A 12,030-nucleotide genomic window follows, 5' to 3' on the forward strand; every position below is an offset into this window, starting at 1 on the left:
AGCCGGTATGTCCTACCACATTGGTATGGATGCAACCCTCGACGGGTTCACACCCTATAAAGACTTGCCCTTTTCCATGTCCATGATGGACCATAGAGCCCTTATGGGTCTCAATGCTGTCGCAGAATGGGTGGGCCGAAGAAAGGCTCGGACGGGTGATGATGCATTGGTTCATAGCCATGAGGGCTAAGGACTTAGAATCACGGAGCTTAATGGACAGCCATCAGCAATACTTGCATAAGAATCCGACTGGTTATTGCGGCATTGGTGGCATGGGCGTGAGTTGCCCGATTGGGCTGAAGGTTTAGCTAGCTTCAACGGGCATTCTACAAATTCTTGCGAACCCCTCACCTTCAATCAGCGAATTTTAATATTCCGGTCGGCCTTTTGATAGTAGACCGAAAATCCCCGAAACCTCGGAACCAACCCGCCCGCTGGTTCTTTTCCCTTAGATGCATTCTGATTCATCGGCTCTAAAGTCACCGAACGCTGGTTTGCGTAAACGACAGTGCGATAGCAAGCACCCTGGTGTTGCCACCGTACGGGGAAATCCTTCAGAATAGCTTCCTTTTTATGAAAGAGTCCATCCAGGGGTGCCTTTAGGTCATCGGCACCCATCAATTCCCAATCTGAAACACCTTCGAAACCTAACGCCTGCAGCTTCGCCAACAAATAGTCTTGCACACCCAAATACTCGGATTTTACCGCGCGACTCCGATTATTTTCTTCGAGGGGCAAAAGATTGGGCGGCGTGGGCAATGCATCACCCATGGTCTCATAACCGAGTTCTTGCCCCCAATGATGGCTCATAAACCAAGCCCTTAACTCAGAAGCCAACCACAGCCCCAAGTCCGGCGCCCATCGCCCATGGGCCACCATCTCCGCCAAGGCCATGCGAAGAGGTCGGCCTTTGAGTGCCGCGCTCGACGAATCCAAAACACGCCCAGCATAGGTCCGACGTTGATTGGCGGTAATGACGTTTAAGCGAGGCCATTTATCCAAAGAAACCAGGAAACCTTCCTTCTGAGCCGAGCTTTGACCCCCACCTTTGGGGAGCCGTGCCTCCGTCACTTCCAATTCCCCAAAATCCTCCTCCACCAACATTTTAAGGGGACAGGGCAAAAGCATCCGGCCCACCCCGCTCACTTGAATTCCCCGGTTTGTCCCCAACCACATTTGCGACAAGACAATTCCGGCTTTCACCTCTTTGGTGGGTTCCTTCATAAAAGGTGGGGTAAAACTTTCAAGGAGAATTTCCTCCCCGCCGTTCCCCCAGGGCTCACCCATAGATCTCGATTTTTTCCGAGGTGGAGCCTTCCCTTCCACGCGCTTTCGCAACACGAATACCCATTCCGGTACCCGCCGAAGAAGATGTCGACTCACCTGCGCCAAATGACCGGCAGAAATATCAAGGTCACCCTTGGAAGAAAGTTGGAAGAGTTTCCGTAAAAGGCCGCTCAATTTCCGCGTGTCTTTAAGTGCCGTATTATTCAAGTGGTGACGCTGGCTTTGGCCTTCGTGAAGTAAGAGCAAGAGCGTGTCGACCTCGTGCCGGCAATTCATCAAGAGCTCTTTACGAGCCTCCATCACATCTTCTCGCTTCTCTTCCCCCCGGATACTTTGCATAGGAAGAAGCAATCGGTCCCCCCGTCCCATCAAAGCTACCAAGTCGCAAAGGGTACCTCGGAGCTTCTTTGGCGCATCCACGAGGACACGCGCTTCATCAATGGAAACCGGTAGCTTAGCGATGGCCTGCCCAAGCTCAGTCATGCTCCCCGCTTCATCCAATAACCGGATCTCCAGAAGCCGGCCCATGGCACGCTCATAAGCAAACTCTTTCAAGCTTGCGGGGAAAGCACCGTCACGAAAAGCATTCCCCACAAGACCTACCGAGGCCGCGCGAAGAATCACCTCGTCCAGCTCCATGCGTTCCATCTCCGGTGCTGGATGGGGATCGGGCGAATAGCGCTTCGAGAAGAGGCGAATACAGCGACCCGGCCTCAATCTTCCCGCTCGGCCACGCCGCTGCTCCATGGAGGCCATGGAAGTAGACACTAAGGCCAAAACCGTCCGTCCTCCGCGATGAATCCGCATCCGTACCAAACCAGAGTCCACCACCCATCCAACCCCCGGGAGGGTCACCGATGTCTCCGCCACATTGGTGGAAAGATAGAGTCTTCGCCTGCCCCGGTTTGAGGCCTGAAAAGCAGCGTTCAGTTCACCGGTGGGGACCCCGCCGTGAACAATCACAATCTCAAAATCGGAATATTTTTTCTGAAGGGGCAAGCAGGCATTCCTGCACGCCCCGATTTCGCCTTTACCGGGAAGGAAAACGAGAATATCGCGACCTTGATTTCCAGAGTCGGAGTCTTCGAGATTCGCAACCGGTGGCGTATAACGCTCCCCTGCCTGAGAACCCTCCAACTTCAAGATATCTCCAACCACTTGGAACACCGTCTCGGCTAGGTCATCTAAGCTGGGGCTCGGGCGCGACTCCAAATGGTGAAGACTTACGGGGAAAGTTCGGCCCAGTGAGTGCATCACTTTTGCTTGATATCGGCTGGCCAATGTTTCCGCATCGATGGTTGCTGAAGTGATAAGCCACCGTATCTTAGAAAACCGTTCCACCATGAGGGCCAAGATGAGATCTGTCTCCCAGCTTCGCTCATGAAACTCATCGAGCATCACCCCCGCATAGTCTTCGATGGCCTTGGAAGCCATCATACGCAGGGCAACGCCGGGAGTAACAAATAGGAGCTGAGTCTTTTCGCTTGAGTGGTCTTCAAAACGAACGCGATACCCCACCGACTGGCCCAACTCTTCATTGCGTTGACCCGCCAAGAATTTCGCCAGGGAGCGGCACGCCACCCGCCTAGGCTCTACAATCAGCACCTTGCCCTGAAGAGCCTCCGCCATCCAGCCCGGCAAACGGGTGGATTTACCACTGCCCGTGGGAGCCACCACCACCGTAGGTTCGACGTGTGTCTTGAGCCGCTCCTTAAGCTGGGGCTCTAGACTATCAATGGGGAGGTTCACAGGCGCGTTCGTCATCTTGAAGGAATCTTTACCTTGGCTCTTCTCCTGAACCAAGAGTCAATCATCCACACTCCAATTTTTGCCTGTGCTCAAGGTTGATGCATCCATGGAGAAAGCAACTACGCTCTCGTTGAGCCATTGTACTCTTGTAGACTTGAGTAAAGGACTGATGGCCGAGTTATCGCGCTGGGCAGAAAACCCCGAATCCCAAATAAACCTAAGCAGCTGTATTAATTGACATTTTAATCAACGCTCCCCGCTCCAGTCGGGGCTTGCTCCCAAAATCTGGTGGCAGACAAGGACGATGCTCGGGTGAGTGTTGGCTGCGCTCGCCGAAATGCCGAGCTTTCCCATTGAAAAACAAGCCTCTGGCCTGTAAACGACTTCACTGTGTGATTCAGAATCCGTCCAATTCTGGACCCCATTTGAAGAAAAAGTGCTCATGGCTCAAGCAACGACGTTCTCGCTTCTTACATCATCCAAGTTACGCCTCCTGGTCGGGCTGCTCATCTGCCTTGTAGTGCCGGTTTCCGCCTCAGCGCAGAGCCCGCTATCCCTCTCAGACGCGGTGAAGCAGGCACTGGCAAACCATGAAGATTCCGAAATTGCCCTGCTTCGGCTCAAGCAAGCTGAAGCTCGAGAACGGCAAGTCCTTGCGCGGCTCTTTCCTCAGCTTAGTGCGAGCGCATCGGTCATTTATCTACCAGCCACCACCAGCGAAGTAGCCGACCTCGGAACCGTTGACTCTGAAAGCAAGACCATCACCAGTGGTTCGGCCGACCTGACCATCGACCTCGTGAACCTAAGCGCGCTCGCCGATTACCTCTCCGCCCCTGACCGCACCCAAGCCCAGAACTTCGCCACCCAAGAGACTCGAAGGCAACTCGCGTTTGCAGTGGCTAGGCAATTCCTCACAGTCCTCGCGACGGAGCAAGTGAAGGTCGCCGCAGGCAATCGGCTGGAAGTAGCTGGTCTCACCGTGACTCAAGCAGAGCAGCGATTTAAAGCCGGTGTTGGACGCGCCAGTGATGTGACGCGCGCTCAATTGGAAAAAGCATCCGCTGAGTCCACCCAGATTTCATCCAACCGCGATGTAACTCTGGAAGGACTCAATCTCACCCAGCTGCTGGTCCTGCCCAATGCTTCAAAGGATGGCCCCAAACTTCAAGCCCCAGGAAAATCCCTCATCGATTTCAACTGGAAGAATGAAGAGCTGGCAAACCAGGCACTCGAAGGCCGTCTCGACCTTAGGCAAGCCAAGCTGATTGTGGACACCTCCTCCATGGCCATCCGCCAAAACCTCGCGGGTTACTTACCTTCCATCAGTGCTGGAGCCACTGTATCAAAAAGAAACGACGGTGTGGTCGATAGAGATGTTCAGTGGACAGTGGGTCTCAACATGCGCTGGAGCCTCTATTCCGGTGGGTACCGGATGGCAGAAGATGACCGGCTGGAAGCCGAAGTACAAACAGCGCGTCTCTTGGTGAGTAAACTCACCCGCGTGATTTCCCACGAAGTGGAAGTGGCCAAGAAAAGGTTAGAGGCGAGCCTCGCCGAAGTTCAGCAAGCTACGGTTCAAGCCGCCTTGGCCGAGAAAAATGGTCAACAAACCGCAGCGATGTTTGAGCATGGCCTAGCTACCGCACTGGAACGCGTGGACGCCATCGCCAATACCTTCTCGGCGCAGTCCAATCTTGTAGGGCGTAAGCTGGAAGTTCGCTTGGCCGAGCTCGCTTTACTGCAAGCCATGGGACGCTGGCCCGCGGAAGGCGAAGCACCATGATTCACCTCCACAACATCAATAAGTCCTATCACCTCGGTAGCGGCGACAATGCCTCGACCATGCACGTGCTCAAAGATGTCTCCATGAGTGTTGAAACCGGAGAGATGGTCTCCATCATGGGCTCCTCAGGCTCTGGTAAATCAACGCTTCTCAATATCTTGGGTTTATTGGACGCTTTTGATTCAGGTGAATACACGCTGGCCGGCGAAAACATGAGCAACCTCTCGCAAACCCACGCCGCGGGACTTCGTAACCGTCATATCGGATTTGTTTTTCAGTCCTTCAATCTCCTGCCTTTTAAAACGGCGTTGGAAAATGTAGCCCTCCCGCTTTATTACCAAGGCATTCCCCGCAAGAAGCGCCTCCAAATTGCCAAGGACAACCTCGAACAAGTGGGGCTAGGACCTTGGGAAGCGCATCGCCCGACTCAACTTTCCGGCGGGCAACAGCAACGCGTCGCCATTGCCAGAGCTCTGGCGGCCAAACCCAACGTCCTGCTCGCAGATGAGCCCACCGGCGCCTTGGATACCGAAACATCCTACCAAGTGATGGATCTACTCACCGGGCTCAACCGCGACGGCCTGACCATTGTGGTGGTCACTCACGAATCCGATATCGCAGCCATGACCCAGCGCACCGTGCGGCTCAAAGATGGTAAAGTCGTCCCAGACACAGCAACAGCGCCGCGTGAACCTATGCCAACGGCGGCCTCGTGAACTTTGTAGATACCCTTCAGGAAGTGTGGACCACACTTAGCGCTCACCCGTTGCGCACCCTTCTCACCTCATTGAGTGTGGCCTGGGGTATCTTTATGCTCGTCATTCTCTTGGCCGCTGGCGATGGCGTCAGCAAAGGCGTGACTCACAACTTTAAAGACGACGCCGTCAATTCGCTTTGGGTCTACGGAGGCAACACTCAAAAGCCGCACGATGGGCACCCTATCAATCGTAAAATCAAATTGAACAACGATGACTACGATATTATCGCCCGGGACATCGCTGGCGTAGAACGCATCACCTCTCGCTTCTACTTTCGATTTCGATCCATGAAAATCAGCCATGGTAACCGGCGAGGTGCCTTTGATATCCGAGCCACCCACCCCGACCACAAGTTTTTAGAAGAGAGCATCGTCCGCGAGGGGCGTTTTTTAAACGACTTAGATATCCAAGAAGCTCGCAAAGTAGCGGTGATTGGCGCGGACGTGGTTGAACCACTTTTTGGTGATGCAGATCCCATGGGTAAGACCATCATTCTTGCCGGCACTCACTACAAGGTGGTCGGAATCTTCATTGACGAAGGCCGGTCTTCGGAGCAGCGAAAAATATACGTTCCCATCAGCACCGCCCAGCTCTTATCCGGAGCAACGTCAGAGGTTGCGCAAATCATGTTTACCTTGGACGAAAAGCACCAACAAGATACGACGCCCACCAAGGCGGCTCTTCGTAAATCACTCTCCGCTCATCACAACTTTGCCCGTGACGATAAATCAGCCCTGCGTATCCGCGACAATATGGAGGGCTACAAACGCGTCACAAGCGTTTTCTCAGGCATCCGACTCTTTGTGTGGTTGGTTGGCCTTGGCACCATGGCGGCCGGGATTTTGGGCGTTGGCAATATTATGCTTATTTCCGTTAAAGAGCGCACCAAAGAAATTGGACTACGCAAGGCCTTGGGCGCCACACCCCGCAGCATCATCCTGCTGGTGGTAGAAGAAGCCATTCTCATTACTGGTGTCTCCGGCCTCATGGGCCTTAGTGCCGCCATGGGACTGGTTCACATCATCCGAGAACACGTGCCAGCCACCGACTACTTCAGAGACCCAAACGTTGACTTGGGTACTGTGTTGGCCGCTACCCTGGTATTGGTTGTAGCCGGTGTCCTTTCTGGTGTTGCACCGGCCTATCGCGCCGCCCAAGTCAGTCCCGTTGTGGCCTTGAGGGACGAATAGGTCATGGCGCAATTTGACACAGACCGCTTCAATGAAGTGATGCAAGTACTCAGCCAAAATAAGCTGCGGACCTTCCTAACCGCCTGCGGCGTGTTTTGGGGTGTATTCATGCTCATATGCATGCTTGGGGTTGGAAATGGACTCCAAACTGGCGTGGGGCAATCCATGGGAGGCCTTGCTACCAATGCTATGTGGATTTGGGGAAGCTCCACATCCAAACCGCACAATGGGTTTCAGCCGGGGCGGCGCATTGGCTTCAACAGTGATGATGTCAAAGCCATCAAAACCTCTATTGAGGGCATCGAGTATGTCTGCCCAAGAGATCAATTAGGCGGATACCGCGGTGGGGCTTCGGTTCGCCATGGCGGAAAATCAGGTAGTTTCAGCGTAAAAGGCGATGTGCCGGAAATGCGTCTGGTGCAGCCTCAAACCCTGGTATCGGGCCGCTACCTCAACCAAATTGACATGGACGATGAGCGCAAAGTGGCCGTGATTGGACAAGGCGTAGCTGAAGAGATTTTTGAATCCGATGAATCGGCCATTGGCAAACTGATTGCCATTCAAGAATCTTACTTTCTGGTGGTGGGTGTCACCAAACCCAAACAAAGTGGAGACATGGCCGAGCGAGCCCTTCGCAGTATTTCTGTACCACTTAGCGCGTTTCAATTGGCCTTTAAGCGTGGCAATCGCATTGGCTGGTTGGCGGTGACCGCATTGCCAGAGTTCTCAGCTTCAAAAATCGAAGACCGAGTCAAAACCATGCTCAAAACCCGGCACGATGTAGCGCCCAGCGATTCGTCGGGTGTTCGCAGCTGGAACTCGGAAAAAGAATTTCGCAAAATCGAATCGCTCTTTTCTGCAATTGAAATACTAAGCTGGTTTGTTGGCTTGATGACTCTCTTGGCCGGTGTGCTGGGCGTGAGCAACATCATGCTCATTGCCGTAAAAGAACGAACCAAAGAAATAGGCCTTCGCCGGGCTGTAGGCGCACGCCCCTCCTCCATTGTCGCCATGATTGTCCAAGAAAATGTCGCACTCACCTCCATTGCGGGAGTCACTGGACTGATTGCCGCTGTCAGCGTGCTCTCAGCTGCGGGTGGATTCCTGGGCGAGTCATCGTCCATCATGCGCGCACCGTCCGTTGACCTCAATATTGCAGTTTGGGCAACAGTCATTCTTGTATTTCTAGGGCTTATCGCCGCCATCATGCCCGCACGAGCCGCTCTCAAAATTAACCCCATTGAAGCTTTAAGGATGGAGTAGATCCATGAATAACAAAGGTCTTCTATTTTTTGTCATCTTGTTGATTACCGGTTTTTTCGGTGTGGTAGGCAAACTCTATCTCGATTCCGTGGAAGCCCCAGTCGAAGTAGAGCTAACCAAACCCGAGATACGCGATATCGTTAAAAAGACAGTCGCCACCGGAAGCATTACTCCAAGGCGTGAGGTTGAAGTAAAGCCTCAAATCTCGGGCATTGTTGAAAAGGTGCACGTTGAGCCCGGGCAGGTCCTCAAAAAAGGTGATCTCATTGTTACGATCCGAGTGGTACCCGATGTGGTGCGGGTAAACGATGCCGAGGCCAAGCTTCGCGCCGCTTTGCTCAATGAAAAAAACGCGAAAAGCGAGTTTGAGCGTTTCAGTAAGCTGAAAGAAGTTATTTCCGAGAGCGAGTTCTCGGCTCAAAAGCTTTCTTATGAACTCCGCCAACAAGAGCTCAGAGCGGCCCAAAGCCATCTCCAACTCGTACGAGAAGGCGTTGCCTCCGGTTCGTCCGCGGCGTCCAATGAAGTTAGGGCCACTATTGACGGCATGGTGCTCAACGTTCCCGCCAAAGAAGGTGCATCCGTAGTTGAAAGCAATGCATTCAACGCTGGTACAACCATCGCCACCCTCGCCGACATGACCGATATGGTTTTCATTGGATGGCTCGACGAAGGTGATGTTGGCAAAGTAAAAGAAGGCATGACCCTGGATATCAAAGTTGGGGCATTGGGTGAGAATAACCTGAGCGGAAGCCTCGAGCACATCGCCCCAAAAGCCAGCAACAATGACGGAGCCATTCAGTTTGAAATCCGAGCCGCGGTGACAGTTCAAGATGCGGTCTTTCTCCGGGCTGGATACTCCGCCAACGCCAGTATTGTCTTAGACAGCCGCACCCAAGTTCTCACCCTCAACGAGCGGGTGCTGCAATTTGACGATGGAAAAGCCTTTGTTGAAGTCCCAACCGGGGCCGAAACCACGGAAAAACGCTATTTAGAGCTGGGCCTCTCCGATGGCATCCACATCGAAGTCAAAGACGGTCTCGCCGAAGGTGCTGAAGTCATCGTTCCTAAAGATGTCAGCTAAATAGAGACATCACTGAGCGCAAACCTAGCTCAGGTCTCTCTTCTGTGGCAGGTAAGCCACTCATCTAGCGCCCACGGAGAGATTCATGAATACCGTTGCCATCAGCTTCATTGTTTTCCTCTCCTGCTTTCTCGGAGTGGGTATCTATGCATCGACCCGTAAGCAGACCAACACCGAAGATTACTTGGTGGCCAGCCGAAGCGTGAGCCCATGGTTCATGGCCCTATCGGCCGTATCCACCAACAACAGCGGCTTTATGTTTGTTGGCCTGATTGGCTCAACGTTCACCGAAGGCTTCTCATCTGTCTGGCTGATGGCCGCCTGGGTCTTTGGCGACTACCTGGGCTGGCTCTCTGGCGTGCCCGAAAAGCTGCGTCGTCGCTCTGAAGAGCTTGGCGCTGTCACGATACCCTCATTCCTCGGTAAAGGCCTCACAGGTGGGCGCAGTGTCACCATCATTGGCGGCCTCATCACACTCATCTTCTTGGGCATCTACGCGGCAGCGCAGCTCACAGCTGGTAGCAAAGCACTCACTGCACTCTTTGGCTGGGACCACGCCGTCGGTGCCATTCTCGGAGCCCTCATCGTGATGGTCTATTCTTTGCCGGCGGTATCAGAGCCTCGATCTGGACCGATGCGGCTCAATCTGTGGTGATGATTTTTGCTATGGTGATGCTCTTTGGCGTAGCCCTGGCCGAATGCGGCGGCTGGAGCGGTATGGTCAGTAAACTTGAAGCCATTGATCCCAACCTCGTCGCTATCTTTCCCAACAACCTCGAATGGGGCCTTGGGCTCTTTCTACTTGGCTGGCTTGCCGCCGGCCTAGGTGTGGTGGGACAGCCTCACATCATGATTCGCGCCATGACCCTCGACAATCCAGACAACACCGACAAAGCTCGGAAGATATACATCGTATGGTATGTGCTCTTTGCGGCCTCTGCGGTGGGTGTTGGCCTTGCTGCTCGGGCTATTCTTCCAGGTGGAGAAGGCTTCGACACTGAACTTGCCATGCCCATTCTGGCTCAAGAGTTGCTGCCGAGTGTTCTTGTTGGCCTTGTGTTGGCTGGGCTCTTTGCAGCCACCATGTCTACCGCCGATTCCCAGCTTCTCTCCTGCTCAGCGGCTCTCACCCAAGACATCTTCCCGCAGTTTGCTCAAAACTACACCGTGGTAAAGATGGTCACCATTGGGATTACTTTGGGAATGCTCGGAGTAGCCCTAAGCGGCGGCAGCGTATTCGGGTTGGTCGTGCTAGCCTGGTCAAGCCTTGCATCAGGGCTCGGACCACTGCTGGTCGTTCGTGCTCTCGGTAAAGACGTCTCCGGTAAAGTCGGAGCAGCGATGATGCTCTCTGGTATCGCCGCCGTGCTCATTTGGCGCTACGGCCTGGGCTTTTCAGGAGCGATGTACGACGTGCTGCCTGGCATGGCCACGGGCTTCATAGTGTATGCATTGGGCAATAAATTGTTATCAACGCGTGAGCCTGCCTAATTTTTAAAGAGAGATGTAAAGGCTGAGAAATAAATTCCATGAATTCAGGTCCAATCACCGCAGACACCGCGACGTTATTTAAGGATCCCGAAACAGGATTGCTGCACTCCATTGATAAAGCATGGTTATGGACACTGCTCTTTGGGCCGTTTTACTTTGCAGTTAAACGAGCGTGGCTTCATGCTGTAATCTTTTTTGTATTCTCAATCTTCATTCCCGGGTTTCTCAATCTGGTTTACGCCTTCACTGCGCAGCGCTTTCTACGGGATCTCTACAACAAAAAAGGGTGGATTCCTCAGGATCCAAGCGTGTTGGAAACAACTAAGCTGATCTCCCCGCTCAATCTTTTGCTGGAAAAGAATCGTTTCGCAGGCAGCGGCGCCCCCAAACAAACACCCGCCGAGCCCCAATACCCTGCACCCACGTCTCAACCACAGAAACCTGAGCCAGTTGCCCCTGCTGCCCCAAGCTACACACCCACTCCGGTTTCAAGACCGGGTATCACTACAGAGGCTCAGAGAAATCTCCGCTTCAATATAGTCTTCGTGATTGGGGCCATCATCATCATCGCCATGACATCTCTAGACATCGAATTCAGCAGCCTCCTTGAGCAAGTCAAATCACTGCTTGAAAACAATTGAATCTATCCTCCTGAATCCCCTATCTAACCATGATGGACGATTTATCTTTAGCAACTCTCCTGGAACACATCATCGAGCGTCTCGCGGCAGCTCCGGCGAAATCTCAAGATCCATGGCGAACACCTGCCCTCGCCACCCTCGACACGCAAGGTTTGCCCACACTGCGAACCGTCGTCCTTCGGGGCTACCGTGAGCGTTGTCTGGAGTTTCATACAGATACGCGTTCTGCGAAGTGGGATGAGCTGAGTAAGGTCCACCAGTCCGCTTGGTGTTTCTGGGATCCGGAGACCAAAGAGCAACTGCGCATTCAAGGGGCGTGTACCCTCCACCATCGAGACGCCGCCTCTCAAGAAGCTTGGAAACGTCTCCCCGCTCATACTCAGGCAAGTTACGGTGTAGACTCAGCGCCCAAAACATCGATTCAAGATGCAGATAGCTTCGACTTTATAGGCGACCTACAAGATACTCACTTCGGGGTGATTCGCTCTACAGCGTTTTCTATGGACTGGCTAAAGCTAGGCCGCCCTAAACATAAACGTGCTCAATTCACCTGGCTACAAGACACCTGGCAAAGCACTTGGCTCATTCCTTAAGCCTCTTAAGGATTCTCGTGCATCAAGAGCATCACGAATCCAAGTAGAATCGCTAAAGCCTGTGAGCTGAAGATCCGAACGCTCAATTTGTGCAACATCTCAAACTTCTTACCCGCCGCCTCATCTCCTGCAAGATGTGCATCTCGGGAACGGTTGATAGCCGGCGTAAGTACCCGGTCACTTAAGCTAAA

General features: G+C 53.4%; 10 protein-coding genes and 2 pseudogenes. 10 read left to right on the top strand and 2 right to left on the bottom strand.

Annotated features, from left to right (window positions below; translation table 11 throughout):
- Both HOK28_03830 and HOK28_03835 read left to right on the top strand, forming a co-directional pair.
- A partial coding sequence (locus HOK28_03830; protein ID MBT6432196.1) for a hypothetical protein occupies window positions 1-190 on the top strand: 190 nt, incomplete at its 5' end.
- A gap of 25 nt (window positions 191-215) precedes the next feature.
- A pseudogene (locus HOK28_03835) lies at window positions 216-308 on the top strand (peptide-methionine (S)-S-oxide reductase).
- A 49-nt stretch (window positions 309-357) separates the two neighbouring features.
- Here the strand turns inward: HOK28_03835 and HOK28_03840 are convergent.
- Window positions 358-3,051, bottom strand: coding sequence for an ATP-dependent RNA helicase (locus tag HOK28_03840; GenBank protein ID MBT6432197.1), 2,694 nt, complete (start codon window positions 3,049-3,051; stop codon window positions 358-360).
- Window positions 3,052-3,478: 427 nt separating this feature from the next.
- Here HOK28_03840 and HOK28_03845 point away from each other — a divergent pair, with 427 nt between their 5' ends.
- The 8 genes and pseudogenes from HOK28_03845 (at window position 3,479) to HOK28_03880 (ending at window position 11,839) form a co-directional block, all read left to right on the top strand.
- Complete coding sequence (locus HOK28_03845) at window positions 3,479-4,819, top strand: TolC family protein (protein ID MBT6432198.1); 1,341 nt, start codon at window positions 3,479-3,481, stop codon at window positions 4,817-4,819.
- Window positions 4,816-5,535: an ABC transporter ATP-binding protein gene (locus HOK28_03850; protein ID MBT6432199.1), complete on the top strand. Its 720-nt coding sequence runs from the start codon at window positions 4,816-4,818 to the stop codon at window positions 5,533-5,535. Before HOK28_03845 ends, HOK28_03850 begins: the two co-directional genes overlap by 4 nt.
- A gap of 95 nt (window positions 5,536-5,630) precedes the next feature.
- Window positions 5,631-6,767, top strand: coding sequence for an FtsX-like permease family protein (locus HOK28_03855; GenBank protein MBT6432200.1), 1,137 nt, complete (start codon window positions 5,631-5,633; stop codon window positions 6,765-6,767).
- A 3-nt stretch (window positions 6,768-6,770) separates the two neighbouring features.
- Window positions 6,771-8,030 (top strand): ABC transporter permease, encoded by a 1,260-nt coding sequence (locus HOK28_03860; protein MBT6432201.1) that lies wholly within the window; start codon window positions 6,771-6,773, stop codon window positions 8,028-8,030.
- Window positions 8,031-8,034: 4 nt separating this feature from the next.
- Window positions 8,035-9,114 (top strand): efflux RND transporter periplasmic adaptor subunit, encoded by a 1,080-nt coding sequence (locus HOK28_03865; protein ID MBT6432202.1) that lies wholly within the window; start codon window positions 8,035-8,037, stop codon window positions 9,112-9,114.
- Window positions 9,115-9,199: 85 nt separating this feature from the next.
- Window positions 9,200-10,605, top strand: a pseudogene (locus HOK28_03870) (sodium/proline symporter).
- 38 nt (window positions 10,606-10,643) lie between these two features.
- Window positions 10,644-11,246 (top strand): hypothetical protein, encoded by a 603-nt coding sequence (locus HOK28_03875; GenBank protein ID MBT6432203.1) that lies wholly within the window; start codon window positions 10,644-10,646, stop codon window positions 11,244-11,246.
- Window positions 11,247-11,275: 29 nt separating this feature from the next.
- Entirely contained in the window at window positions 11,276-11,839 is a 564-nt protein-coding gene (locus HOK28_03880; GenBank protein ID MBT6432204.1) for a hypothetical protein, read from the top strand.
- Between the two features lie 5 nt (window positions 11,840-11,844).
- Here the strand turns inward: HOK28_03880 and HOK28_03885 are convergent.
- The coding region (locus HOK28_03885; GenBank protein ID MBT6432205.1) for a hypothetical protein at window positions 11,845-12,030 on the bottom strand (186 nt) is incomplete at its 5' end.

The organism is Deltaproteobacteria bacterium (assembly GCA_018668695.1).
Classification (GTDB): domain Bacteria; phylum Myxococcota; class XYA12-FULL-58-9; order XYA12-FULL-58-9; family JABJBS01; genus JABJBS01.

Excerpts from the sequence above, each read along its gene's own strand:
- HOK28_03855 (MBT6432200.1), top strand. The coding sequence starts at position 5,631 with ATGCTCGTCATTCTCTTGGCCGCTGGCGATGGCGTCAGCAAAGGCGTG.
- HOK28_03860 (MBT6432201.1), top strand. The coding sequence starts at position 6,771 with ATGGCGCAATTTGACACAGACCGCTTCAATGAAGTGATGCAAGTACTC.
- HOK28_03845 (MBT6432198.1), top strand. The coding sequence starts at position 3,479 with ATGGCTCAAGCAACGACGTTCTCGCTTCTTACATCATCCAAGTTACGC.
- HOK28_03875 (MBT6432203.1), top strand. The coding sequence starts at position 10,644 with ATGAATTCAGGTCCAATCACCGCAGACACCGCGACGTTATTTAAGGAT.
- HOK28_03840 (MBT6432197.1), bottom strand. The coding sequence starts at position 3,051 with ATGACGAACGCGCCTGTGAACCTCCCCATTGATAGTCTAGAGCCCCAG.
- HOK28_03850 (MBT6432199.1), top strand. The coding sequence starts at position 4,816 with ATGATTCACCTCCACAACATCAATAAGTCCTATCACCTCGGTAGCGGC.
- HOK28_03880 (MBT6432204.1), top strand. The coding sequence starts at position 11,276 with ATGATGGACGATTTATCTTTAGCAACTCTCCTGGAACACATCATCGAG.
- HOK28_03865 (MBT6432202.1), top strand. The coding sequence starts at position 8,035 with ATGAATAACAAAGGTCTTCTATTTTTTGTCATCTTGTTGATTACCGGT.